26 protein-coding genes are annotated in these 24,038 nt (G+C 54.2%); 4 read left to right on the forward strand and 22 right to left on the reverse strand.

Features of this window, described 5'->3' with window-relative positions:
- Nucleotides 1–2: 2 nt before the first annotated feature.
- The 10 genes from G5B47_RS09470 to G5B47_RS09515 form a co-directional block, all read right to left on the reverse strand.
- On the reverse strand, nt 3–383 hold the full coding sequence (locus G5B47_RS09470; RefSeq protein ID WP_165097234.1) for a hypothetical protein: 381 nt from the start codon (nt 381–383) through the stop codon (nt 3–5).
- An 82-nt stretch (nt 384–465) separates the two neighbouring features.
- Entirely contained in the window at nt 466–609 is a 144-nt protein-coding gene (locus G5B47_RS09475) for a hypothetical protein (protein WP_158442571.1), read from the reverse strand.
- A 6-nt stretch (nt 610–615) separates the two neighbouring features.
- Complete coding sequence (locus tag G5B47_RS09480) at nt 616–822, reverse strand: hypothetical protein (RefSeq protein ID WP_165097236.1); 207 nt, start codon at nt 820–822, stop codon at nt 616–618.
- Between the two features lie 58 nt (nt 823–880).
- The gene (locus tag G5B47_RS09485) at nt 881–1,750 is read right to left on the reverse strand and encodes a hypothetical protein (RefSeq protein WP_165097238.1); all 870 of its coding nucleotides are present in this window, start codon (nt 1,748–1,750) and stop codon (nt 881–883) included.
- A gap of 10 nt (nt 1,751–1,760) precedes the next feature.
- Nucleotides 1,761–2,810, reverse strand: coding sequence for a hypothetical protein (locus G5B47_RS09490; protein WP_165097240.1), 1,050 nt, complete (start codon nt 2,808–2,810; stop codon nt 1,761–1,763).
- 14 nt (nt 2,811–2,824) lie between these two features.
- A complete protein-coding gene (locus G5B47_RS09495) occupies nt 2,825–4,294 on the reverse strand; it encodes an ATPase, T2SS/T4P/T4SS family (protein ID WP_165097242.1) in 1,470 nt (489 codons plus the stop codon).
- On the reverse strand, nt 4,291–5,355 hold the full coding sequence (locus tag G5B47_RS09500) for a P-loop NTPase family protein (RefSeq protein WP_165097244.1): 1,065 nt from the start codon (nt 5,353–5,355) through the stop codon (nt 4,291–4,293). The genes G5B47_RS09495 and G5B47_RS09500 overlap by 4 nt, the downstream gene beginning before the upstream one ends.
- Nucleotides 5,356–5,368: 13 nt before the next feature.
- Nucleotides 5,369–6,112: a CpaB family protein gene (locus tag G5B47_RS09505; RefSeq protein ID WP_165097246.1), complete on the reverse strand. Its 744-nt coding sequence runs from the start codon at nt 6,110–6,112 to the stop codon at nt 5,369–5,371.
- A gap of 115 nt (nt 6,113–6,227) precedes the next feature.
- Nucleotides 6,228–7,127, reverse strand: coding sequence for a formyltetrahydrofolate deformylase (gene purU / locus G5B47_RS09510; protein ID WP_165097248.1), 900 nt, complete (start codon nt 7,125–7,127; stop codon nt 6,228–6,230).
- Between the two features lie 42 nt (nt 7,128–7,169).
- Entirely contained in the window at nt 7,170–8,297 is a 1,128-nt protein-coding gene (locus tag G5B47_RS09515; protein WP_165097250.1) for a deoxyribonuclease IV, read from the reverse strand.
- A 170-nt stretch (nt 8,298–8,467) separates the two neighbouring features.
- Between G5B47_RS09515 and G5B47_RS09520 the strand changes: the two genes are divergently transcribed.
- Together G5B47_RS09520 and G5B47_RS09525 are read left to right on the forward strand one after the other, a co-directional pair.
- Nucleotides 8,468–8,932, forward strand: a complete 465-nt coding sequence (locus tag G5B47_RS09520; RefSeq protein WP_165097252.1) for a DUF2621 family protein — start codon at nt 8,468–8,470, stop codon at nt 8,930–8,932.
- A gap of 64 nt (nt 8,933–8,996) precedes the next feature.
- On the forward strand, nt 8,997–9,893 hold the full coding sequence (locus tag G5B47_RS09525; RefSeq protein WP_165097255.1) for a TIGR01777 family oxidoreductase: 897 nt from the start codon (nt 8,997–8,999) through the stop codon (nt 9,891–9,893).
- 24 nt (nt 9,894–9,917) lie between these two features.
- On the opposite strand, the gene G5B47_RS09530 is transcribed toward G5B47_RS09525, so the two are convergent.
- From G5B47_RS09530 to G5B47_RS09585, 12 genes are all read right to left on the reverse strand, one after another.
- Nucleotides 9,918–11,678, reverse strand: a complete 1,761-nt coding sequence (locus tag G5B47_RS09530) for a DUF6382 domain-containing protein (protein WP_235957127.1) — start codon at nt 11,676–11,678, stop codon at nt 9,918–9,920.
- A gap of 27 nt (nt 11,679–11,705) precedes the next feature.
- Nucleotides 11,706–12,221: an A24 family peptidase gene (locus G5B47_RS09535; RefSeq protein ID WP_165097258.1), complete on the reverse strand. Its 516-nt coding sequence runs from the start codon at nt 12,219–12,221 to the stop codon at nt 11,706–11,708.
- 26 nt (nt 12,222–12,247) lie between these two features.
- The gene (locus G5B47_RS09540) at nt 12,248–13,255 is read right to left on the reverse strand and encodes a regulatory protein RecX (protein WP_235957128.1); all 1,008 of its coding nucleotides are present in this window, start codon (nt 13,253–13,255) and stop codon (nt 12,248–12,250) included.
- A 19-nt stretch (nt 13,256–13,274) separates the two neighbouring features.
- Nucleotides 13,275–15,512: a hypothetical protein gene (locus G5B47_RS09545; RefSeq protein ID WP_165097261.1), complete on the reverse strand. Its 2,238-nt coding sequence runs from the start codon at nt 15,510–15,512 to the stop codon at nt 13,275–13,277.
- Between the two features lie 82 nt (nt 15,513–15,594).
- Nucleotides 15,595–16,290 carry a TadE family protein gene (locus G5B47_RS09550; RefSeq protein ID WP_235957129.1) on the reverse strand — a complete coding sequence of 232 codons (696 nt, stop codon included), beginning with the start codon at nt 16,288–16,290 and terminating at the stop codon, nt 15,595–15,597.
- On the reverse strand, nt 16,280–16,468 hold the full coding sequence (locus tag G5B47_RS09555; protein ID WP_025333663.1) for a Flp1 family type IVb pilin: 189 nt from the start codon (nt 16,466–16,468) through the stop codon (nt 16,280–16,282). Before G5B47_RS09555 ends, G5B47_RS09550 begins: the two co-directional genes overlap by 11 nt.
- 12 nt (nt 16,469–16,480) lie before the next feature.
- Nucleotides 16,481–17,359: a type II secretion system F family protein gene (locus G5B47_RS09560; RefSeq protein ID WP_328804500.1), complete on the reverse strand. Its 879-nt coding sequence runs from the start codon at nt 17,357–17,359 to the stop codon at nt 16,481–16,483.
- A gap of 5 nt (nt 17,360–17,364) precedes the next feature.
- Nucleotides 17,365–18,336, reverse strand: coding sequence for a type II secretion system F family protein (locus G5B47_RS09565; protein ID WP_328804501.1), 972 nt, complete (start codon nt 18,334–18,336; stop codon nt 17,365–17,367).
- Nucleotides 18,324–19,604, reverse strand: a complete 1,281-nt coding sequence (locus G5B47_RS09570; protein ID WP_165097264.1) for a CpaF family protein — start codon at nt 19,602–19,604, stop codon at nt 18,324–18,326. The genes G5B47_RS09565 and G5B47_RS09570 overlap by 13 nt, the downstream gene beginning before the upstream one ends.
- Nucleotides 19,601–20,764, reverse strand: coding sequence for a P-loop NTPase family protein (locus G5B47_RS09575; RefSeq protein ID WP_165097267.1), 1,164 nt, complete (start codon nt 20,762–20,764; stop codon nt 19,601–19,603). Before G5B47_RS09575 ends, G5B47_RS09570 begins: the two co-directional genes overlap by 4 nt.
- Nucleotides 20,765–20,983: 219 nt before the next feature.
- Nucleotides 20,984–21,379: a thiol-disulfide oxidoreductase DCC family protein gene (locus G5B47_RS09580; protein ID WP_165097546.1), complete on the reverse strand. Its 396-nt coding sequence runs from the start codon at nt 21,377–21,379 to the stop codon at nt 20,984–20,986.
- Between the two features lie 177 nt (nt 21,380–21,556).
- On the reverse strand, nt 21,557–21,835 hold the full coding sequence (locus G5B47_RS09585) for a hypothetical protein (protein WP_165097270.1): 279 nt from the start codon (nt 21,833–21,835) through the stop codon (nt 21,557–21,559).
- Nucleotides 21,836–22,168: 333 nt separating this feature from the next.
- Between G5B47_RS09585 and G5B47_RS09590 the strand changes: the two genes are divergently transcribed.
- The gene (locus G5B47_RS09590; RefSeq protein ID WP_165097272.1) at nt 22,169–23,242 is read left to right on the forward strand and encodes a FecCD family ABC transporter permease; all 1,074 of its coding nucleotides are present in this window, start codon (nt 22,169–22,171) and stop codon (nt 23,240–23,242) included.
- Complete coding sequence (locus G5B47_RS09595) at nt 23,242–24,024, forward strand: ABC transporter ATP-binding protein (RefSeq protein WP_235957130.1); 783 nt, start codon at nt 23,242–23,244, stop codon at nt 24,022–24,024. The genes G5B47_RS09590 and G5B47_RS09595 overlap by 1 nt, the downstream gene beginning before the upstream one ends.
- The last annotated feature ends 14 nt before the right edge of the window (nt 24,025–24,038 follow it).

Consider the following 24,038-nt stretch of genomic DNA (forward strand, 5'->3'; position numbering starts at 1 on the left):
CCTTAATCGAGATATTCGCTCATAATGGAGCCATGGCCGTAATAATACGAAGACTGCGTCTCCCCGGAAAAATTGTACGGAAACATGGATATTCGCGCAGCTTTGACATAGACGTCGAGCCTCGTTTTTCTATCTTGAACCGTCTCCGTACTGCTTGTTATTTCAATAGAAGCTTCCGGGAAACCCAGGGCCTTCAGATTGTTCACGACTTCGCTCCGCATGCTGGCGGTTACCATCCCCTCGGTTGCGGCTTTTTGTGTGATGTAGGAGGTGTTGGCCTTAACCTGCAAATCCAGCAAATAATCGATATAAGTAAAGATCGGCTGCAAAATAATAAACAAAACCAGCCACATAAACAAAGCCCGGAGGACCGTCGCTTTCATGGTCTACGCTTGCGCTCCTTTCCAAGGGCCGACGGATAAACAGTTACCCAAGATTCGCCTGGCAAAAGAATTCACCCAGAAACTAGTAACTCTCCACCTGCTTCGTATGAGCGATAATGTCATCCTGGCTGCTGCCGATCATTCCCGTGGCCGACGTGATGAAGATGCCGGCAATAATAAATCCGATGGCGAGAAACAGGGCAACAGAGATCGAATCTTTTTTCATCAGCTACTAGGCTCCCAAGCGTAACGAAACTTCAGGCGCCGGATCGGCAGGGGTAAGCGGCTGCGTAATACTGACCGCCGGCACGACCGGACGGTTATCGTCGGCATCATCGATTACATCCCGCACGACCGGAATCAGCACGGCAATTACGATAGCGACACACAGAAACCCGATAGCGATAAACAGCCCCGTAGAAATAGCATCTTTTTTCATTGTTAAAATCTCCCTTTTCATTTTATTTTTTTATACATTGATTGAATATGACAAATCTTTACTGAAACAGGCGAATATCATTAAAATTCCCCTTGATCAGCATGATGTACTGCATAGCCATCGTTACGATCATCAAAAAGGTGGCAATCGACGGAATCACATTAATAATCGACGCAATATCCCCAATCAAAGACCACTTGCGCAGGTATTGGTCGCTGGAAATTTTGGCGATCATTCTGCCTTGTTCACGCAAATAAGCGGCGGCCTCCGCATCATCGTCCATCCCCTCGGTAGCCAGCAGAATCGACCGGATATCGCCTATAAAAGCATGATCCTCCGGAAACCTTTCGCAGAACCACTCGATGGCCCGCTCCGCCCCCTCATCCACTGCCCGTTCCGACAGCTCGAACAAATCATGACGGATGTGAACAAAATGTCCCGCAGCCCCGGCGCAGAAAGCGCCGAACTGCACATATCCCCTCCTCCGGAGCCTGTTATTCTCATACAGCCGGAGGAACGATATTAATTCGCTATCCTTTTGAACAGCGGCTCTTTGATTCAGCCAGGAAAGCAGCCAGCCGAATGGAAGATAGCGGGCAGGACTCGTAAGGCCAAGAATCAGCGCAGCGATCAGCAAATCGTATGCATTAAACGGCACACCGCGGATATAGTCGCCCACTATTTTTACGAACAGATAAAGAAAGGCCGCCAAATAACGAAACAGCATGACCTTCCGGGCAGATACCGTTAAGCCTGCGGCATAAAGAACCTGCTGGAGCCTGCCGTTCTCCAAGCGCTCTCCGAGTCCGTTCCACCGCTGCTGCAAACGCTGCATATACCGCTCCCGCTTTCCCGTGGCGCCGACGAATACAACGAGAGCGAGATAGACGATGCCAAGGACGGCAATAAGCAAAAATATTCTGTCCATACAGATCTCCTCAGTGGTAATCGAGTTTCGGCTTGGCCAGCACGCTGCCGATGACAAATGACAGAAACAAACCTGAGACAATCACCATCAGAAAAGCCAGACCGGCTCGGGTCTCAAACTGCAGCCGAAAGTAGACGCCTGGCTTCAGCATATAAATGAACGTTCCGATGGAAAAGAACAGCACAACCAGATTACCGTAAAGTCCCAGACTGATCGCATCCCGGCTGTTGGCCTTGACCACAAGAATCGTCTCCCGCTGATGCTCCATTGAGCGGTTAAGCATCATCAGAGAATTTTTCAGATAGGAGCCGCCCTCCTTCTCGCAGTACAAAAGATCCGAAACGAACTCGACGGCAAACGTGGTGCCGACCGCCTTGGCAAAACGCTGCGTCTCCGCGGCAAGCTCATGCTCACTGCTGTAATTGGCGAAAGAGGCAGACAGTATTTTTAGCGGCGTTATAAGAACATTGTCTTCATCCAAATAATCGGCCGTTCGGCCAAGCAGCGAATCGACAGGCAAATGCGTAAACTTTGCGGCGATTTTGACCGCATCCAGCAGGTGGTAGCTGCCTTTCACTTTTTTATGCGCATAAGCATACCGAAGCCGCAGATAGGGAAGCATTCCGGCAAGGACCGCCAGGAACAGAGGCAGGCGCCACCTATCCTGCAAAGGACGTCCGCTGTCAAACGACACCCCCTCCAAAAAAGGATTATGAAAAGCCAAATGCCCCGGAAGCTCGCGCAGCGTAAGAAGACCAGACAAGAACACAGCGGCGGCCAAAAGACCCGATTGCAGCATAAACCGCAGCACCGTCGTTCCCGGCTCGTAATTGCGCCTCGCGATGTACAGCAGATTGTCCAAATGGCTGTAAAACGGAACATACCGGGGAATACCACCTGCTTTAAGCCTGAACACTTTCTTTCTGCGAATAAAATGACCATTTACCTGGGCTGCAAAATGCCGGATTCCCTGCTCCATAAGCGGTTTGACCAGCAGGCAAATTCCCCAAACGATCAGCAGGTGCAGCGCAAACCGCAGCAGGTAAAACACTCCATTCACTTTTTCTCACCCCCTTATTCGTTCAGTACGATTCTCGATTTCAGACTTTCCCTTAAAGGGCTGGACAGCAGTTTCTCGCCGGCCAATCTTTTTAACGAATCCAGCAGCGTCCCGGCAGCTTCCGCATTTCTCTTTCGCATTTTTAGAAAAAGCCCCTCGGTGATTTCGGCGTTATACGTCCAGCTTTGTTTCTCCCGGTCCCAGCGCATCAGATCATTCGCGAACACCGAACCCTTGGCTTCGTCGTAAAACACTTCGGAAATACTGGCCAGCCGCTTCCGGCCTTCTCCCGCGCTTTCGAGAATAAACACCATCTCGCATGCCTTCAGCGCGGAAACGAGGTGCCCCTTCAAACTTCCGCCAATGCGTGTTGAGACGGCAAAAGCCCCCTGATAAGGAATGTCCTCCGAGTCGACGGTGTGGAAGGTTCCCGTGATGCCGTCATAGCCCTTTTCCCCGCTCCACAGGTAAAATTCCCATTCGTTGTACCGCATCTCTGTCATGTACAGCAGGTTGGGGTCATGCCGCAGCGATTCGATTCCCACTTCCATCAGTTCTTCATTGGCCGCCTGGATCGGAATGATCCGGTGCCCCTTGATCTGGTAAGGCAGCGTCGACTCCGGATGCTTCTCAATCATCACTACGCCCATGCAGGAGGTAGACCCGAGCAGCTGCTCGCCAACAATCGTATTGGCAAAGGTCGTTTTGCCCGAGCCGACTGAGCCGGCAATAATCGTGTTGCGAAAAGTCATCGCCAGTGCCCGGATCATCGATACGGCCTCTGCCGGAATGCATTCCGTGCCCGCCTGATCATCCAGATCGAGAAATTCGACCACCTGCCGCCGCATGGAGATCGTCGTAAAGCCTTCCCATACACGCGGGGAAACCCAAATGGCGAGCCGGATAAACCTGCCGGGCCAAAGAGGATCATCCATTTTGAACTCGACCGACGGATTATCCTTGTTCAGCTTCTTGTTCGGATCGCTCTTCAGCAGCGAACGCTTCAACTGCTCGACCCGGTCCAGTGACGGCATCTCGTACGGGTAAGGAACGAACTTGCCTTTTACGTTAAAGAAAATTTGCCGCCCGATAATCTGCAGCCCCGTCGATTCACTGTACGCCCGATCCGTGAACCAGCGGTATGCCGGGCCAAACCCCTTCCATTCATGAAACAGCGCTTCGGCCGCCGTGTCGTAAGCTTCGGGAACGCTGCCGGTAAAAGGCGTCTTCCGCAAGTATTTTTCAATTTCATTCATGAAAAAACTGACCGCCTGCGGGTCGCCTGTCAGCGCCTTGGCGTTAAGCTCGAAATACGCTTCATCCTCCCGCTCCAGTCCGGCATTCATCTCCCTTTTCATCTTTTGCAGGAAGGTAGGGAAGTCTTCTTTGCCCGGTGTGCTTCCGCGGAGCACGCTCTGTTTTAGCGAGAATGGAGAGCCTGCCGCCGAAGGAACGGATTGGCCGAAGGCCGCCACGTCACTCATAAGAACATCCCTTTCTTTTTGATCTCGGGCGCCAAGCCGAACGCAGCCAGCAGCGCGCGGACTTTTTCATCCGCCTGGGCGAGCTCTTTCTTGCCGAGCGGCAGCCTGCCAGAGGCCATCGGGTAATAAGGAATATCCAGAAAAATCTCCGTGCCGAACCGAAGGGCCAAGCTTTTTGGGGATACCGTCTCCTCCTGTCCGCTGCGGTTCATAACGAGCTTGAAATCATGCGGCGCAAGGTCCATATGCCCGGCCAAATCCATAAGCGCTTCAAGCCTGTGCTCATGCTTCGGATGGGTAACGAGCAGGCGCAGCGCGGATTTTCTCATTCCGGTATACCACGCTGCGCTCTCCGGTATGGAGCCAAGATCGGCGATGACGATGTCAGCGTTGTCCGAGGCCCGCTCCAGCAAATACTCCATTTCGCTCTCCTGATAATCCTGGGCGCTCAGGTAATCTCGGTTGCCTGGCAAATAGCGGTATCCGTCCTGCTCAATCAGTTGGGCAAAATCCTCATCGTACAGTCTGCTGCCTGTCAGCTTCGGCCGAATTCGATCCAGGCTGATCGTCGTTTTACGGTCATAGCCCGGATCATATACGTTCATTCCGAGCATAATCACCCGTTTGCCCGCGGCCGCTATTCGTCCCGCCAGCAGACCGGCCACACTCGTGCAGCCGATTCCCGGTCCAGAGCCAAGCACACCGAGCACATTGCTGCGTTCATCGCTGTCCTCCATCAGAACCAGCCTGATCTTCTCGATAATCGCTGAAGAAGTCGAGCGCGGCGGCAGGAAATGAATTCCCAGTTCCTCGCAGGTCAGATGAATGCCGAAATACCCGCGTACCCCCCGTTCCATATAAAAATAAAGGATAAGCGTATCCGGAAATTTTTCGCGGAGCTCCCTTAATTCGGAGAATTCAGTTTGTCCGCTAGTTACAATCAGCATATGCCCTGACGCCAGCTGCGGATCGGGAAGCGTACTTTGCATAACAACGGTATAACCGGCCTGGCGGATATTGTTAATCGTCAGTTGGTCCATACCAAGACTGAATATTTTCATGAAGCTGTTCCTCCTATTCCACCCGGACAATCCACAGCTTGAATCCGTGCTCCAAATATTGCTTCAGCCGTTCACCGTCACTCTTCTTAAGCTTCAGTTCCGGGACGGCCACTTTGCCGGTCGAGGTAACCCGGTTATTATCGTTGCCAACCTCCGTGTCGCGAACGTCGTTGTTGTCTTCCGTGCGGACATAATTTACAGTCACCTTAGTCAAAAAAGCCTCTTCGGGCACAACCGCCTGCCGTCCAGCCGGGGCTTCCTGTGCAGGGCCTGACGCGATGCCGGAGTTTCCCGCTGCTCTCGCTTCCGCCTTTTCCTCCCGCACAAGATAAATGTCGACTTTGTCCCTGCTCCTGAGAGATCCGTTGATCGCATAGACCGCTTCCTTCGGCACCGGAAAAATCCCTTCGTCCGCCCTCGGCTCCAAATCTTTCAAATCAACCAGCGCCTCTGTCAAAATACTGCCGTTCGTCAGGTTCACTTTCGTAATTTTGCGTTCCGCCTGGTTCAACTTAGTGACTGCACCGCTCGGGACGTCCTTTGTCTGGACGGAATCGAGATAAAGCTCCCCGGCTTGCAGCTCATGATTCTTGGGGAGCACGCCGCCTCCGTCCACCTTAATTTTCACTACCGTTTGGGACAGCACGTAAGGCTTGAAGTAAAGATCATAGCCCAGCAGACCGCCGAAACCGACAATCAAAATCAGAACTGCAAAAATATAATTGCGCTTCAATAAATGACCGCGCTGTGACGACAAGCCGATTTCCCCCTTTGCAAGATGATTTTTGCGAATAAAAAACCCACACTTCGGCCTAAAACGCCAAAGTGTGGGTAAAATGCTTTTTTACCAATTAAAGCAAGCAGCTATTCGATTAGTTGAACACAACCGTCTTATTCTGATGCACAAGGATACGGTCCTCGATATGCCATTTGACCGCCCTGGCAAGAACGACGCGCTCGATTGTGCGGCCGATCCGCTTCAGTTCGCCGACGTCATCCCCGTGGCTGACCCGCTGCACATCCTGCTCGATGATCGGACCGCCATCCAGCTCCTCGGTTACATAGTGGGCGGTAGCACCGATAATCTTCACCCCGCGCCGGTACGCCTGGGCATATGGATTGCCGCCGATGAAGGCCGGAAGGAAGGAATGGTGGATGTTGATAATCCGGTTTCTGTAATGCTCAATAAACGACGGCGAGATAATCTGCATATACCGCGCCAGAATGATGACGTCGATATCCTCTCCAACTACCTCCAGCTGGCGCCGCTCGGCCTCGGCCTTCGTATCCGCCGTTACCGGGATGTGATGATACGGAATACCGAAAGACTCGACATACTCCTTCATATCGGCATGGTTACTTACAACCAGCGCAATATCGGCATCCAGATCACCCGCCTGCCACTGCCAGAGCAGCTCAACAAGGCAATGATCCTCCTTGGAGACGAAGATCGCCAGCTTCTTTTTATGGCTGACATTGAATATTTTCCAGTTCATTTGAAACTGTCCGGCGATTTCGCCGAACTCCGCCTGAAGCTGCTCCATGCGCCGCTCCAGCTCCGGAAGATCAAATTCAATCCTCATAAAGAACATTCCGCCGGACGGGTCAATCGTATACTGATCCGATTGCACGATATTGGCGCCGTGATCGAATAAAAAACGGGACACCGCAGCCACAATCCCCGGGCCGTCCGGACAGGAGATGAGCATTCGCGCCCGGTTCGGGTGCTGCTCGTCCGAAGAAAAATGTTCTCTTTTTACATGCAGTTCCATGGTGTTCGTTCCATCCTCTCGTCATTCACGCAAAGCATAAGTTTAAGCGTTAACCAGCAGCTCTTTGCCCGCCAGCCAAGCGATCAGCCGGTGATTTACCGCTTCTTCGCTCAAGTCCGGGAACAGACCCGCGGCGATTACTTGATCATACAGGCGTTCCAGCGGCTCGCGCGGATCGGCCTTTTTGGCCTTGGCATCGTTCTTGAGCAAATTCCACACGTCCAGCACATACTTCCTTGGGTCAAGCTCCTGCTTGGCAAAGAAAGCGTGCAATTCCTCGACCTGGGCCAAAAACTCTCCGCCGAACCGTTCCTGCACATTGCCGCGCAGCAGCGCAATTTCCGCTTCGTACATCGGCCGCTGGGTCTTGGCGTCTTTGCCGATCCACGGCGTTTCAAGAATGAACGGGCGTCCGGCAAGCAGCTCATGATGTACGACCCGGTTAATCGTGTCAAAACCGATCCAGCCCGAACCGATCGGCGCATGACGGTCTTTGCGCGCACCGCTCGGATTTTTGCTGTCGTTGATATGCACGACCCCGATCCGGTCCAGTCCGACAATTTTATCGAACTGCTGCAGCACGCCGTCCAGATCGCCTACAATATCGTAACCGGCATCGTGGATGTGGCATGTGTCCAGGCAGATCGACAGCCGCTCGTTGTGTACAACCTTATCGATCATGTCCGCGATTTCCTCAAAGCTTCGGCCCATCTCCGTTCCTTTGCCGGCCATGGTTTCAAGCGCAATATGGACCTCCGTCTCATGCGTGCCGCCCAGCACCTCGTTCAGACCGTCGGCAATCCGCTGGATGCCGTATTCCGCATCCTTGTCCGTATATGCGCCCGGATGAAGCACGATATGCTTGACCCCCAGCGCGTGGGTGCGGTGGATCTCCTGCTGGAGAAAATCTACGGCAAGCTGGTAGGTGTTATCTTTGTAAGATCCCAGGTTAATGATGTAAGGAGCGTGAACAACAATCTCTTCTACGCCGTTTTCCCGCATCGCAGCTTTGCCTTCTTCGGGATACATGTCTTCAATCGGCTTTCTGCGGGTATTTTGCGGTGCGCCTGTATATATCATAAAAGAGCTTGAGCCGTATTCATTCGCCTCATTTGCCGCGCTGAGCAGTCCCTTGGACCCGCACGACACATGGGAGCCAATTTTTAGCATGCCGTTTTCCCTCTTTCTCTCACGAATTAAAACTTATTTTATCGTGATTGGGACAAGAAATCTAGGCATTGCCGATATATGGCTTCCTCCTTCGCAAAACGCGGAGCATACGCTATAATTTAAGTTGAAGAGAAAGCTGTGATCATCATCATTGATGAGGTGATTTCAATATGTTTATCAGATCAGGGCTTGGCTGGTTATCCGCATCACCGAGCAGCCTATTTATGAACACGATCGCTTTCTGGACATTCCTGCTGCTCGGCTGCATGTGCATCGGCGGCTATTTTATGTTCCGCAAGTTCCTCAAAGTGCTGCCCAAGGCGGACGGAAAATCCAAGCTGGACTGGCAAAACTACTGGGTGGAACGCAGCCGTCCGCTGTGGAGCGAGGAAGCCAAAGCTTTTCTCGACCAGCTGGTGCAGCCGGTACCGGGGCCATTCCGCGATATCGCCAAGCATTCCATCGCCGCCGAAATCGGCAGGATCGCCATCGAAAGCAGCGCAACCGAGGTTACGCGCGATCACTGCATCAGAGGCTACATTTCCGCCACCCCAAGGCGCGACAGCCGCTTCCTGATTCAATTTCTGGAAAAGAATCATATCGACTATTCCCCTTACCGCCATTTATTGAAGTAACTTTTTAATAGTTTTGGAGCACTCTGGGCACCGCAGCCCTTTAAAGGCAAGGAGGCCATAATTAATGAAAGCGATTATTTGCGGAGGCACCGGCTTTATCGGTACCACTTTGACTCACTACTGGCTGCAGGCAGGACATGAAGTTATTGTTGTGGGCCGCAAAGCGCCGAAGCAAGCAATCTCTCGCCCTAAGCTTCTGTACCGAACCTGGGATGAGCTTGCTAACAATTCCGAGTCTGCGGAGGACGCCCATGTCCTCGTTAATCTCGCCGGTGCCACCCTGAATCAGCGCTGGAATGAACACGGCAAATCGCTCATCCGGCAGTCCCGTATCGAAACCGTTGCCGCGGCAGCCAAACTGATCGGTGCCCTGAAATCCAAACCGAAGGTCGTCATTCAGGCATCCGCTGTTGCAATTTACGGCACATCGCTTAAGGAGACTTTCGATGAATCCTCTCCGCCGCAGGTAATGGACTTCCCTTCGGAGGTCGTGAAGACCTGGGAAGATGCTGCTCGTGCCTACCATGGTGTTCGGCTAGTCAAGCTGCGGACCGGCGTTGTGCTCGGCAATGAAGGCGGCGCCTTCCCGAAGATGAAGCTTCCCTACATGCTCGGCTTCGGGGGGAAAATCGGCAGCGGCCAGCAGTGGCTGTCCTGGATTCATCTTGCCGACATGGTCGCTTTGATTGATTACTGCGCCGCCAGCCCTGATATTTCGGGTCCCGTTAATGCCACTGCTCCTGAGCCTGTGACCAACGACCAATTCGGAGCCGCCATTGGAGAAGCGTACCATCGTCCCCACTGGTTCCCGCTGCCAGCCTTTCTGCTGAAAGCCGCTCTCGGCGAGCTGTCGGAGATTTTGCTGGAGGGCCAGCGCGTTCTTCCCCTCAAGCTGCTGCAGCATGGCTTTGTGTTCGCTTATCCCGACCTTCCGAAAGCACTGCGGCAGCTGAAAGCATGAGCACGGAACAAAGATCATAAAGCGCTAACGCTGATGAAAGGTATAATTTCCTTTAATAATCGTGAAGACGTCTCCGTCGGTCAGGGGATATTCCTTGTACGGAACCATCGCCTCACCTTGAAACCGGGTGCCGTTGCGCGAATCCAAATCTTTCAGCACATAGCCGCCGCCGCTTCGGAAGATTTCGGCATGCACCCTTGATGCTCCCTCCGACGCCTCCATATACTGCGCCACCTCCGGCGAACGGCCGATAATAAAGCTTGTCCGGTTCAGTTCGATTTTCTCCGGATTTTCGCTTCCTTCTTCCCTTCTTTCAAGATAGGGCACCGCTCCTTCACGGAGCTTCGCTTGTTCCGAGGCCGGTGCTTGCTCATTGGACAGCAGCATAGTGGCCGGGTCGGAAACCGCGGCATTCGGGTAGTCTTCCGCTGCTTCAATCTCCGCTCCATCCCATTCGAATTCGTGAATTCCGGCCATAACCCGCTTATTCGGGTCAATCGGCGCAGGATTAAACCGCTGAAATCCCCCAAGTTTCTCTCTCTTCCGTCCAATAGACGTTTGCAACGTTCCGAACCCTCGGGACATTCCAAATTCCGGACCCCGTACATCCTGTTCTTCTTCCGTCTCTTTTTCTTCCACAGGGTCAGCGCCTAATTTCCTCGCCCATATTAGCCCGTTTAATGCAATCAGCAGCAGCGTGGCGATTCCGCAAAGAATCAGCGCCAACCTACCGGGATGATCAAGATACAGGTATTTCCACAGCAAGGCGTCAAGCAGAACGCAGCCCAGCAAAATATAGGTCTTTTTCGGGGAGTGCCCATCCTTGCCCGATTGAAGGGTGCCAGAAACCGACCCGGGCTCCATACGGTCCTCTTCCTGCCAACCTCTCTCCTTATCTCCTTCCCGCTTGTCATTTTCCTGCCTTCCCTGAAAAAAAGCACTCCCGCTCATCCATTCGGCCAGCGGCGAAGCCTTATCCCGTGAAGCTTCCGGGGAGTCCGCCGGGGAACCCGATCTGCCGAAAAAGCCATTGTTCACAATCGGGCCAATACGCTGCGCGGGCGTTTTTTGACCATTGTCAGCAAATTTATGAACCGCTTTATCCGGGAATTTTTCCCGAAAGGGTTGCTCCCTCGGGTATTCCCCGGTTCCCATCAATGGTTTAGCCGCCGCTGCCGTCTCCTCATGCGCCATCGGATGCCGTTCCCCGCCGTCTGTCAACAGCTCCGAAATGAGCTGCTTCCACCCTCTGACCGTAAATTCATCTTCGCCGCAGTAGTGCAGCAGCCGCTGGACGCCGTCTCCTTTCAGTTCCCCTACACTTGGCATCAGCGCCATAATCAGTCTCTTGAGGCTCTCTCCCAATGACTGCACTGGTTCGATGCTCTCAAGAGGAACGTACGTCAAGTACACCTTCCCCCTCTGCAGCGGGCCTTCAATAAAAATGTAATCCTCATGAAGCGCATACTGCCCGGGGTGAAGCATATGCAGCCGGCCGTCCTCCATCCCTTGGGCGATCTGCAGCAGCAGCCCGTAAAATTCGTCCAAGGTCAGCTTGACTCCCTTGAGCAGATGCGAGAGCAGCTTTTTTCCCGATACCGCATACTCCAGTGTTACGCTCAAATCCACCTCTTTAAGGAACAGCCGAAGATGGTGCGGAATAGTCAAGGAGGACAGCATCCTGCACTGAACCGGATTGAGCCTGGACACCGGCATTCCCTCCCGCCCTCCAAGCACCATACGGATACCGTCCTGCTGCACAAAATCCCTGGTTAAACCAAACAATGGACATCACCTCCCATGTTCAATTCTTCAAATCCAGCCACCCAAAAAAGCGGCCGCCGCTCCGGGAACCACAGCAAACATAAAAGGAAATCGCAGCATATCGCCGTCGCGGCTTTTGAACAACGTCCATTTCGGCATATAAAAGATTCCCGTCAGCAGTCTTGCGACACTCCGCAGCCGCCGAAAACCTTCCCGCCTCTTAAGCACTATGATCCAGCCGATTGCCGCCGCAAACAGCAGCGAGTACACGATAACCTGTATTGTGAAAAAATATCCCGTCCAAGCCCCGATACCCGCAAAAAGCTTGACATCCCCCGCCCCGACAGCTCCTATTACATGCATGAGCAGAAGCGGTAAAAATCCTGCGGCAGCACCGGCTCCCGCAAACAGCACGCCCTTCCAGCCTCCGGAAAGCCCCTGAGTAAGAAAGCCCATAAGCACCGCCGGCGCCGTGATCCAGTTCGGTATCTTCATCGTCAGCGTATCCGTGAAGAAAGCTCCCGCTAAAAAGGGCAGAAATCCCCAAAACGCCCATTCATTCATAGACTTGCTCCTTTTTTTCCCGTGAGTCAATTCGGCTTATCCGCAACGTAAAATTTGCCTTCCACCGATTGGCCGTCCTCTGTTTCTATAACGAAAGTCGGCCATGAGCCCGGCGTCGTCTTGCCGCCGATTCTCCATTCCCACTCGATATAGCCGTTCTCGTCCGCTTTCTTCCAGCCCAAATACTTGGCAGTGCTTTTCCCGGATTTGTAGAAAACCGTGAGATTCGCCGAAGCATTCGGCTCTATTTTGATCCGGATGACGCCTTGTTTGTTCGGCCTTGCAGGATTCGGCTTCTCCAAAACGGCGATGGCGCTGCCTTCTTCCGCTCCGCTTTCCTGCCCCCCGCTTCCGCCTTCGCCTGTATCTCCGATCCATAGCCGCTCGACGGCAGAGGCCTCCAGCACAATGCTGCGATTGAGAAACGGCACCTTCATCGGCAGCTTATAACTGACCTGAAGGCCGAAATAAGGCTTTGATCCGGCTCCCAGCTTAGGAACTGTCACATTCGAAACGTGGATTCGCCTGTAATCCAGCATATCCGAAGCGATGTAAGGCTTAAGCAGCGGTTTGACGGCTGTATCCAGAACGGCTTCCGAGCCTTTGGCCTGAAGCTCCTGAAGAGGACCTTCTCCCTTCCGGGCCGCGCTCCTGACCCAATCGTCAAGCGGCGGAGGCAGCTCGGAGGCGTATTGTTCGGCCCAATCGGAAACCGACAGACGCGGAATCGTCCAAACGGACGGCTTGTCCGCAGTCGCTTGGCCATTTATCTCATTCACCGCGTTCCCCGCTTCACTAGAAGCTATCGCGGACTGTTCTCCCTTCTGCACCGCCAAGGCGGCAGGGTACATATGCGTGGCGACTTCAACCGTATCGGACACGGTGCTCTGCAGAGCGGTTGAATACAGAGTCATCTGCACGATAAAAATCAGGAATAGCACGAACAGCAAAAACATCGGCAGCACCATAGCCGCCTCCACGACCATGCTGCCTTCATTGTTAAACCTCCCTCCCTTTTTTAGCCAGTCCTTCATTATCCCTCGCTGCCTCCCGTCAGTACGCAAAGTCCGCCCTCACCGATCTGAAATAAGTATGACCCTCAACCTCTCCCGGAACCGCGCCCGTATGTTGAAGCAGCTTCATGATGCCGGGCAGGAACCAAAGCCTCATTCCTAAACGCACTTCAGCGGAAGCGTATGTGCTTCTCTCTGCCGGATTAACGCCCGTATTCAGCCGGATCAAAGCCAGCATCCGGGAAAGCTCTGCCTCTCCCGAGCCATGCAGCACCAAAAACAGGCGCAAATAATCCCGATAGGTTAGCTTGACGGGAACGAATTCGGATAAAGGAACGCCCCCCTCGCGGCAGAGCATAATCATATCCTTGACCGCTTCCGTCAACCCATACACCAGTGCCGCCGCCGCAACCAGCAGCGGATTGCCAAGCTCTGCCCTTTTCACAAAGCCCTCCATCGTGCGGATAGCGAGCCGGGCCGTGAAAATTTCACTGTATGCAGCCCCTACATTCAGCCCCGGCTGATTGAAGCCGTACAGGATATATTCCAGCTCCTGGCTGTGCGGATCAAGGTGCTCTTTTAGCCGCTCACCTACCTCTTCAACCGAGCCTTCGGCTATTCCCGACAGCTGCGACACATCAAAATGAGGAAAATATTGCGCGGCATATTCGCTTTGAAACAGCCTGTCCCTTGAAGCAAGCAGCACGCTGCCAATCGCTTCGTAAAGGTTGTCCATTTGGTCCATAGCCGCGCTTTCAGCGGCGTAAGGATCGCTATCCGCAGGCGCATCTGCCGAGCTTTCCGCCAGGCCTTTGTTATAATCGATACTTTCTTCATAGTATTGATTCAATAATTCGTAGCGCTCCAGCGCTTCTTTTGCACCGCCGCCCAGATGGCGAAGAGCGTCGACAATCTTTAGCGCCTCCTGAAGCTTGGTCTTCGCTTCTTGTTCCAGTTGTTTTCTCTGATTGTCCGAGCCGCGGTGCTTCCCGATTTCGTCCGCTTCCCGGCCGATCACGCCTCCACCGTTCCCGTAATCGCGCAAATAGGCGTCAAGGGCGCCCGCAGCACCGGTCACCGCATCCTTCATCGCGTAGCTGTTTCGTCCCCAATACGGGTCTATCTCCTCCGGAAGGGAGGAAGCCCGGGAGTGAGCAGCCCGATAAGCCGCTTCCTGTTCCGCCAGACTATTTTCCATGCGGCTAAGGTCCGCCGAATCCAGCAATAGCTGCTCGGCTTGCTCACGCAAGTTGGGGCGAGCCGCTCCTGGCTGCGTATTCGGGATATCCCAGGAATCGGCAGAAGCATAACCGCTTCCTGCACTGCCGTTTTTGTTCTGATTGATGGCTTCGCGAATTTGCTCGTTTATTGTCCTCGTTTCATGAAGCGCATCGCTCGCCTGCCGGATAAGGACGGCGTGATCATTCTGCCAGGCGGAAAGCTCGCCTCCAAGTCTGGACAGAACCGCTGCCGATTGCTCAAGATAAGAAGCGGTAACGTCGGTATACATCGGCGGTTTCTTCGGTCCTCTATTCATGTCCAGAGTGGTCTTCCACACATAATCGTTGTACTGGGCGGCGATATCCGCAGCGCTCGTAACGGCACCGATGGAACTATCGGCAATGCCCCCGGCTGCCGGATTTTTAATAAGCGTGAGCGGCCTCCGGGCGCTTTCCGCTGCCTGCCGTCTGCGTTCCAGCATCCGGTCGAGCGCCGCCTCACGCTTGTCATACAGCGGCTGCAGCTTGGCGAATAAGTCCGCTGTGCGGGAGGCTTCCTCCATCGCCCCGGACAGCGGCTTGAACTTTCCCGCAAGCTCCAAAGCAAAGTCAATCGGGGCCTTGTATTTCATGTCTTCATTTATTTGACGGCGGAACGCGCCATAGCTGCCCAGCGGACGGCTCCACTCGATCGTTGAAGAATCCAGGCCCAAGGTGATCAGATTAAAACCGTCGCCGCGGCCGCTTTTATGAAAGGATTCGGCAAGCGCGCGGGCCATGATTTCGTCTCCGTCACCTCCGCCGAAGGCAAACAGTCCATACCGTTCCATCAATTCGACGTCATACGCCGACATCGCCGAGTGCAGGCCCGCCCGGGACAGCCGCTCGCCCTGCACACTGGCGGCAGCCATCCGCGCATAATCGATAAGCACCGCGGAGAACAGAAATACAAAGGCCAGCACCATAATCAAAAACACTGAAACCGATCCATCGGTCTGTCTCCATCTGCTTGTTAACCGCTTTGCACGGCGGATTCGGGTCGCCATTTGTCTTTTCATCCTTATTCCCTCTCAATAAAATAAGCGCGGCTAATTACGGAAGTACAGCTGTCCTGCGAAGGAAGTCCCGGTTCCTCCCAAGTTACCGTTTGCCCAGTTTGGTCATCATAGAGGAAGCATCCTGCCTCTGCATGGTCTGCTCCGGTTCAGCATTTCCTGAGTTCCCGCGAAATTTGGCTCCATAGTAACGCATCAACTCCACAGTGCGGATAAACTCAACCGGTTCGGCAACAAGAGACTGCGCGGCCACCTCGGGCTCAGCTCCATCCGAAAGAATTTCGTCCAGAACAGGCAGGTTCAGCATCCGCTTAAGCCTGGTTTTTACTTTTCTTCCCGTAAGGGCATAGCTGTAGCTCATTTCCCCCCGGATGTTGTCCGGAATTCTCATCGCGGACTTTTCCAGCTTGACCGCCGGAAGATTGCCCTCTTCCGCTCCGCTATCCGGCAGCTGTATGGCTGCGGCTGAGCCGTTCTCTCCGCTCCCGAACAGGCTGCTCAGCAGACGGTCGTCTCCAATTCGCCAGTAGAGGGAATCGTATTCACCCTGCGGAAACGATCCGTCTCCGGCCTTGTGGCTGTTGTCCCAGTTATAGGCCGCGCGTTCGGATGCGGAAGAGGCCATTTGTAGCAGCATCGACTTTTGGTAGCTGTACAAGCAGAAGAACAACAGCAGCATGGTTACGCACATGATGATCGGCAGCACCATAGCAGCCTCGACGGTGAAGCTTCCTTCGTCGTTACGGATTTTGTTCAGCATCGCATTCGGATTATTCTTCAAATACTTCCTGGCTCTTTTCGCCGGCGGTATCGATCAGATCCGAGATCACCTCTTTAATCTTTTGGCGGAACAACACGACCACAGCGACCAGTACAGCAATAATCAGAATCATTTCGAGTGTGCCCAGACCTTCCTCATCCCGCCAAAAACTTTTGCTCTTCTCCACAATCGCTAACATGCTCTCTACCTCCTACATATTCATCATCATAAAAGCCGGAGTGCCCACCAATACAATTACGACTACAAAAATGACAACCATCGGAAAAACGAGCTTCGAAGAAGCCTGCTCCCCTCTCGTCCGGCTCACCGCCTTGCGCTTCTCCCACAGCAGCCGCGATAAATCGCGAAGCGCAAGCGCGAAATCGCTCCCCCCTCTTCGGACGTTCAGCAGGACCGTCGTCGTAAAAAGCGAGACTTCCTGCACGGCGCATCGCTTGCTGAAATTCTCGAAAGCCTGCTGGAACGAATAGCCCTTCTCCCACTCGCCGGTCATGACAAGCAGTTCCCGGTACAGCGGATGATCGTCATTCTTCCGGCTTTCCAGACAGCGCGTAATCGCTCGCTGCACCGTTTCCCCCGCACTGACCAGCAGCACGATTCCGCTTAGCAGATCCGGCAGCTCCATCATAATGAGCTGTTCGCGGAGCTTGACCTTTTTGTGCAGATCGGCTGCAAGCGCGGCCGGTAGCAGGACAGCCAACAACATCCCAAGAACGAACGCGGCCGGTTCACCGCTAAGCATCGTAAGGCTGCTGCCTCCCAAGGCGAACAGCCAGCCGTAGGCCAGCATTTCGCCCATGAACAGCAGCGTTATTTCCGCGCTGTGGCGCTGCCCGTAGATCTGCTGCACCGATCGCTGCAGCCGAAAGACGAATACCGGAAATCTCCGGGCGATACCACCCTTCTCCAGCAACATAAGCATCGGCTCCGAAACTTGGCGCAGACGAAGGCCTTCCACAGGCAAAGTCCGGAGGGCAATGTATCTTTTCCCGCTCATGGCACGGAGCACGATCCAGCTTAAGGCAAGCGTAATAGCGGCCAACCCGCAAATCCATCTCAGATTTCCCACTCTCCTTACAGCGGAATGTCCATGATTTTGCTTGTCCAGAAATAACAGAGAATCAGTGAAGCCAGCGCAAACGTCGAGATAATGATGCCGACTCCGCTATACATCGGCTGCATATAATCTCCGGCGCTAAAGCTCATAAACAGCAGCATAACCAGCGGAGAAACAAGCAGGGCCTTGGACTCGAACCGTTTCTGCGAAACGCTGACGGCAATTTCCTGCTGAATATCCAGCTTCTCGCCGATAATGCTCGAGGTGCGGCGCACCACCTCCACCAGGTCTCCACCCGTCCGTTTGCAGACGGAGAAGACATCGGCGAACCGCCGGATATCCTCCATTCCCGCCCTCCTGCTGAAGTCCTGCAGCGCCTCTTCGACGGGCTGTCCGTATTCAAGCCGCGCGCAGATAATGTTCAGCTCGGCAATCATATCGCTGCCGCCTTCCGGGTCCAGCATCTTCAAATCCTGCACCGCTTCGCGAAAGGCGTTCTCCACCGACCTTCCGGCGGACAGCGAGGAGGACAGCGAGAACAGCATCTGCTTAAACTGCAGATTGAGCGCGGCGCGCCGGCGCTTCTTCAGGTAATCCCGCCAAATACGCGGGGCAAAGTAACCTCCCGCCGACAGCACCAAGGCAATCAGCGGGTTGTGATAGAACAAATAGCCGATTCCAAACAAGATCAGCCCGCCGGCCGCTGCCGAAACGATGCTCTGCCGCTTATTCAGCGTATACACCGTGTAATCTGGCAGCTGCTGCGCCGAGGCACTTCCCCTTCCCGCCTGTCCGGTGCTGCTTTGGATGGTTGGAGCCTTGGCATAACCGGCTGTTCCCCGGCCAACCCGCGTGATATCGCGCTTAACCTGCCTTTCGCCGGAATGAAGATGGGCATCCATGGCATGTGCCTGTTCGCGGCTGCCCGGTCCAATTCCGGCTGGCAGCAAATTCCCCGGTGCCCGGCCCTTTCCCGTCATTTTGAACATCCGTCCGTCTCTCCTCCCCTCATAATTTCACCGCCAAACCGATCCAGCGGAGTAGAGGCTATTCCCGCCATCACCAGCTTTGCCGTATTCCGCAAAGGGTTGCCGCAAGCTTCCAGCTCACCCTTCAGGCGGCCGTCACCTTCGCCGGTTTCGCGGAACATATACAGCGGATTCAGCTTCACTTCTCCTCCCTCCAGCCCCATGACCTCGCTGATCTCCGTAACCCTCCGCGAACGGTCGCGCAGCCTCGCCAGATGGACAAAAATATCGATCGCCGAGCCGATCTGCTGCCTCACGACGGCTACCGGGAGATCGGCGCCGCTCAGCACCATTGTCTCGAGCCTGCTGATCATGTCACGGGCGCTGTTGGCATGTCCGGTTGAAAGAGATCCGTCATGTCCGGTGTTCATCGCCTGCAGCATATCCAAGGCCTCGGTGCCGCGCACCTCGCCGATAACAATCCGGTTCGGCCGCATGCGCAGCGACGAGCGGATTAGATCGCGGATGGAGATTTCTCCTTTGCCCTCCGTATTGGCGTTCCTCGTCTCCAGCGACACCAGATTCGGCACGGTTATGATTTGCAGCTCCGCCGAATCCTCGATTGTAATGACTCTCTCTTGCGGCGGAATGAACTGGGATAAGGCGTTCAAGAAAGTCGTCTTGCCCGAACCTGTTCCGCCGCTGATAAAGATGTTGTATTTGGCGGCAACGAGCGTCTTGAGCAGGCCGGCCGCTTCCCGGCTGATGGCCTCCCTGCGGACAAGGTCTTCCATTGTCATCGGCGACTCGGGAAACTTGCGGATCGTCATCGCCGGTCCCTTCAGCGCAATGGGCGGGAGCACAATATTGACCCGCGACCCGTCTTTCAGCCGGGCATCGACAATCGGCGACGATTCATTGACGACGCGGTTGACATCGGAAACGACGATCTGGATAATATCCTCCAGTCTCGAAGCCGATTCGAACGCCAGCGGCAGCCGGAGGATTTCCCCTTCCTCCTCGACAAAAATATCCTCATAGCTGTTCACCATAATCTCGCTGATGGCCGGATTGTCCACAAGCGGCTGAAGCACGTCCAGACCGCGAAAAGAATCAAACAGCCTCCGGACAAGCCTGTGCTTCTCCTGAGCCGTTAAGCGCCGCAGCTCTTCCTGCTCAAAAATCGTCCTTTCAATATGCGAGATCAGTTCTCCGTTTCCGACGGAGGAGGTCATATCCAGCCCAGAGCGTATTTCGCCGCGAAGCTTACGGAACAGTTCGTCATTCATACACTCTCTCCGCCTGAAGCCAGCCCCGGCAGCGCAAGTCCCGTAATCATCCCGTACAGCTTCAGAATACCGCGCTGAAACTGCGGTGAATTGAGACTCAGCTCTCCTCTGTTCGGCAAGCTCCACGAAGAGATGAAGGGCAGAACGACATCCGGCATCAAGCCTTCCGGTAATGGCGTCTGCGGGTTATTCTCCCTTGCGAAGTTCACCGCGAACAGGCTCTTGCCGAGCAAATCCCCATTCTTCCCGGCATCGGGGGAGGTCAAATGATGCAGCCATTTCCCTGTCTTGAACATGCTCACCTCGTCGTCCCGCAGCACCCAGACAAGGTGCTCGCAGCGCTGCAGCACCGCTTCGGTCCGCTCATCCCCGATATTGCCGGTATCGACAATAACAGCATCGTAACCGCCATCCGCAGCCAGCAGCTCCAGCAGCTCCTGTGCATCTCTTGCGCTCATCTGCTGCATTTCCTTTACATTTCCTATGGGCCTGAACGTGTCGCAGCTCAGCACTTCCTGCCGGACCGCGTAATGTCCTATGTTGATCGCAAAAGTACTCCCGGTGTCTCTCGTCGCCTGGATCTCGTAGAGAAGCCGCTCAAGCCCCGGACCATTCCCCCCTGGAGGCCGCAGGAACAGCCCGCTGCTGTCAACCGTTTCAAGATTCAGATAAAAGACGGATAATCCCTGGCTCCCGAGCTGCTTAGCTATGTTCATCGCAACCGTCGTTTTACCGCTGCTGCCGCTTCCCGATACCACTCCCAGCAGCATTGTGCCTTCGTTCAGGGTCGGAGCCATACGGCTTCGCTGAATGTCGCACAGCTGCAGCATAAAGGCGAGCAGCGCCGGCAGCGCCTGATATTTTGCAATTCTCTTGCCGCCAATAACGCTCTTGTTCTTCCCGGACGCCATGTCGCCCGCTTCTTCCAGAATGGCCCACGGCACCGCCGCCCGGCCCCCAAGCAGCCACGCTTCGATGAATGCCGGATCGCCGACAATCGCCTCCGGTGTCTCCCCGCCCTTCATGTACTCGGTAAAAGCTTCCATTCGGCTGAACGCCTTGATATTCAGCATTTCGCCATACTCGCTATGCTGGACGTAATGCAGCAGCGGTTCGATGTACTGGGTTTCACGCACGGCGAGCACGAGGCTGGCGGTCATTTCATCCTCCCCTTTCCTCAGTCCCCGTAGCTGCGGGAACCGGACAAATATCCAATAAATAGTATAGAAACAACAAAAAAAGCACCGCTCATAACCGCGACAAGCGGCTAAATGAACGGTGCTTCCGTTGCTATCCCTATAATTTACAGTTATACTAGCACACTTATCGGGAAGCGGCAATATTTAAAAATCGGAATAATCGGGCTCCAATTCCCCGACTTATAAGAAACGCCGCCGGATATCCGGCGTAGGCAAAAGGCACTGCTCGTCGCGTCCGAACCAGCGGTAGCGATTCCTCGCAACGTACCGGTACAGCCTGTTGCGCAGCGGAGCGGGCACGGCGATCAGCAAATACGCGGCCGGCCAGGGAAAACGGAGCCCGCGCAGAATGCGGAGGGCTGCCGCCGACTCCGTGTAATACTCGCCTTTTTCCACTAGTACGACCGTGTCCAGCCGATCCGCATCAAGTCCGCCTTGTTGCAGAAGCTTACGGCCAATGTCGCTCTGCAGCGGCGCGAAGCGAAACCGCCCTGCGGGATCGCGGGGAATAATAAAAGTCACAAGCCAACCGCACAAATGGCACACACCGTCGATCAGCACGATGGACGTCTTCATGGTATCCGCAGGTTTTATGGTATGTTCCTGGTCTCCCCTCACCTCCAAGACAGCCTTTTCCTTCCTTTTCGTATGGCTCATCCGGGTCCGCTCCTTTCTGTATACTCTATCCTTCCCCATTTTTCGGCAAAACAAAAACGCGGGAAATTTCCCGCGTCTCCACATTTCTGTCCGTCTTTACTCAGCTGTCGTCTTCTCAATCCAGTTATCGCCGATCATTTGGTCTTCCAGTTCACCGGTGAAGGCTTCCATACATTTACAGATGAAATCCTTGCGGCAAATTGGGCATGGTGTCTTGAGCAGACGGCTGATGTTCGTCATTCTCCACTCCGGAAACCGATGGTAGAACGCGCGGCACTCCGTTCCGTCGGCTAGCTTGATAATGAATTCGTACAGCCCATCCTTGTCGTTGCTGCTGGCCTTTGTCACGTTCGTAATTACCGGTTTATAAGACATGTTCATCACCTGTTATCTTTAATTTTGGCTCGTCCAATATGTTCTCGTTCGAAAGTACAGATACTTAGACATCTTAAAGAATTTTAGGAGTGATGTCAACCGAAGCCGAGAGGAGACGCCAGCTGAAAAAAACAAAAAAAACGGTAAATGTTCAAATTTGGATAAAAGCGGTTGTGAACCAAGCAGAGAAGCCGTTTTTCAACATTCAAAATATATCTAAATATATATAAATATAATTTATTTATGCAAAATGTCACAACTAAACTTTTCTATTTATATCAAAATGTAAAAAACATTCGGTTTCAGAATATTTTCAGAAAGGGAGGATGCAGAATGAACTCGAAGAGAAACCAAACTTACGCTATACCCGGTCATCCGGCAGAATTTCGCGGCATGCTCAAACGGGCAGTTCGCATCGTTCTGATATTCGGGCTGCCGATTGCCGTCCTGCTCCTGTCCTTTACCATGGGGCGTTACAGCGTTTCGCTGCCGCAGATGGCGGGTATCATTCGGGCCCATCTGCTTGGATTGCCCGATCCGGGACCGGCTTCCACAAGCATCGTCTTGCTCCATGTGCGTATTCCGCGAATCGCCGCCGCTCTGCTGGTCGGCGGGGCGCTGGCCGCTGCCGGCGCTTCATACCAGGGCTTGTTCCGCAATCCGATGGTATCGCCGGATATTTTGGGTGCCTCGGCCGGAGCGGGATTCGGCGCGGCGCTGGCGATGCTCCTGTCGTATGGCCCTGCCGGCATTCAGCTCTTGTCGTTCCTGATGGGCATGGGGGCGGTGGCGCTGACCACCTTCATCGGATCGCTTGTCAGCCGCAGAGGCGGAGCGGTGCTTTCCCTCATACTGACCGGGATCGTCATTTCCACCGTGTTCACTGCGCTTACGTCAATCACCAAGCTGGCTGCTGATCCTGACAACAAGCTTCCCGCCATCACGTTCTGGCTGATGGGCGGCTTGTCTCTCACCGGACCCAATGATCTCATCATCCTTGCTCCGCTCGTGCTGATCGGTTTGACGCCGCTGCTCCTGCTGCGCTGGAAGCTGAATGTGCTGTCTTTCGGCGAGGAAGAAGCCCAGGCGCTGGGCGTCAATACAACGCGCATCCGGTTCATCACCATCATCAGCTCCACGCTGCTGACCGCCGCCGCCGTTTCCGTCAGCGGAATCATTGGCTGGGTAGGTCTAATCGTGCCGCATCTCTCCCGCATGGTTGTCGGGCCTAACTACAAAGTGCTGCTGCCTGTCTCCGCGCTTTACGGCGCAGCGTATTTGCTGCTTGTCGATGATATTGCCCGCAGCGCGCTTACCCTGGAAATCCCGCTTGGAATTTTGACCGCCCTAATCGGCGCTCCCTTTTTCATTGTGCTGCTCATTTCTGGAAAAAGGGGCTGGGAATAATGCTGGAAATCCAGGATCTCACCTGCGGATATGACGGCAAGCCTGTGGTCAGAGATGTCTCTTTTTCGGTAAAGGCCGGAGAGATTATGTGCCTGCTTGGTCCCAACGGCGCAGGAAAAACAACCTTGTTCAAAACCCTGCTTTCTTTCCTGAAGCCCTTGGGAGGAACCATTAGTATCGATGGACAAAGCACGGCGGGGTGGTCGAGACAGATGCTGGCCCGGGCCATAGGTTATGTTCCCCAGGCGCACAGCGCTCCATTCCCTTATCGTGTCATCGATGTGGTGACAATGGGCCGCACCGCCCATCTCGGCTGGTTCGCGGCACCAAATGCCAAAGATAAGCGCATTGCAGATGAAGCCTTGCACAGTCTTCAGATTCACCCCCTCCGGGACCGGATCTATACGGAATTGAGCGGCGGAGAGCGGCAAATGGTCCTGGTCGCTCGGGCGCTGGCGCAGCGGTCTGACATCCTGATTATGGACGAGCCGACGTCCAATCTCGATTTCGGCAACCAGATTCGGATGCTGGAACAGATCCGGCTGCTCAGCAATCGGGGAATGACGGTCGTCATGACGTCGCATTTTCCGGACCATGCTTTTTTGTGCTCTGACAAGGCGGCGCTATTGCGCCGGGGACAGCCTTTTTTGGCAGGCACCGTAAAAGAAGTCGTAACCTCCGAAAATCTGAAATCCGCTTACGGCATTGATGTTGAGGTAGCTGAGTTTACCGCCGCAAATGGACAGAAAGTGAAGACCTGCATACCGCTTATGCAAGCGTAAAGCCAAATTGCCCA

It is taken from the genome of Paenibacillus apii, assembly GCF_011043685.1.
GTDB lineage: Bacteria > Bacillota > Bacilli > Paenibacillales > Paenibacillaceae > Paenibacillus_AQ > Paenibacillus_AQ sabinae.

Excerpts from the sequence above, each read along its gene's own strand:
- G5B47_RS09595 (WP_235957130.1), top strand. The coding sequence starts at position 23,242 with ATGCTGGAAATCCAGGATCTCACCTGCGGATATGACGGCAAGCCTGTG.
- G5B47_RS09500 (WP_165097244.1), bottom strand. The coding sequence starts at position 5,355 with ATGAAAATATTCAGTCTTGGTATGGACCAACTGACGATTAACAATATC.
- G5B47_RS09590 (WP_165097272.1), top strand. The coding sequence starts at position 22,169 with ATGAACTCGAAGAGAAACCAAACTTACGCTATACCCGGTCATCCGGCA.
- G5B47_RS09545 (WP_165097261.1), bottom strand. The coding sequence starts at position 15,512 with ATGAAAAGACAAATGGCGACCCGAATCCGCCGTGCAAAGCGGTTAACA.
- G5B47_RS09525 (WP_165097255.1), top strand. The coding sequence starts at position 8,997 with ATGAAAGCGATTATTTGCGGAGGCACCGGCTTTATCGGTACCACTTTG.
- purU (WP_165097248.1), bottom strand. The coding sequence starts at position 7,127 with ATGGAACTGCATGTAAAAAGAGAACATTTTTCTTCGGACGAGCAGCAC.
- G5B47_RS09580 (WP_165097546.1), bottom strand. The coding sequence starts at position 21,379 with ATGAAGACGTCCATCGTGCTGATCGACGGTGTGTGCCATTTGTGCGGT.
- G5B47_RS09515 (WP_165097250.1), bottom strand. The coding sequence starts at position 8,297 with ATGCTAAAAATTGGCTCCCATGTGTCGTGCGGGTCCAAGGGACTGCTC.
- G5B47_RS09475 (WP_158442571.1), bottom strand. The coding sequence starts at position 609 with ATGAAAAAAGATTCGATCTCTGTTGCCCTGTTTCTCGCCATCGGATTT.
- G5B47_RS09555 (WP_025333663.1), bottom strand. The coding sequence starts at position 16,468 with ATGTTAGCGATTGTGGAGAAGAGCAAAAGTTTTTGGCGGGATGAGGAA.
- G5B47_RS09485 (WP_165097238.1), bottom strand. The coding sequence starts at position 1,750 with ATGGACAGAATATTTTTGCTTATTGCCGTCCTTGGCATCGTCTATCTC.
- G5B47_RS09520 (WP_165097252.1), top strand. The coding sequence starts at position 8,468 with ATGTTTATCAGATCAGGGCTTGGCTGGTTATCCGCATCACCGAGCAGC.
- G5B47_RS09480 (WP_165097236.1), bottom strand. The coding sequence starts at position 822 with ATGAAAAAAGATGCTATTTCTACGGGGCTGTTTATCGCTATCGGGTTT.
- G5B47_RS09540 (WP_235957128.1), bottom strand. The coding sequence starts at position 13,255 with ATGAAGGACTGGCTAAAAAAGGGAGGGAGGTTTAACAATGAAGGCAGC.
- G5B47_RS09535 (WP_165097258.1), bottom strand. The coding sequence starts at position 12,221 with ATGAATGAATGGGCGTTTTGGGGATTTCTGCCCTTTTTAGCGGGAGCT.
- G5B47_RS09570 (WP_165097264.1), bottom strand. The coding sequence starts at position 19,604 with ATGAATGACGAACTGTTCCGTAAGCTTCGCGGCGAAATACGCTCTGGG.
- G5B47_RS09470 (WP_165097234.1), bottom strand. The coding sequence starts at position 383 with ATGAAAGCGACGGTCCTCCGGGCTTTGTTTATGTGGCTGGTTTTGTTT.
- G5B47_RS09585 (WP_165097270.1), bottom strand. The coding sequence starts at position 21,835 with ATGTCTTATAAACCGGTAATTACGAACGTGACAAAGGCCAGCAGCAAC.
- G5B47_RS09565 (WP_328804501.1), bottom strand. The coding sequence starts at position 18,336 with ATGTTCAAAATGACGGGAAAGGGCCGGGCACCGGGGAATTTGCTGCCA.
- G5B47_RS09575 (WP_165097267.1), bottom strand. The coding sequence starts at position 20,764 with ATGACCGCCAGCCTCGTGCTCGCCGTGCGTGAAACCCAGTACATCGAA.
- G5B47_RS09495 (WP_165097242.1), bottom strand. The coding sequence starts at position 4,294 with ATGAGTGACGTGGCGGCCTTCGGCCAATCCGTTCCTTCGGCGGCAGGC.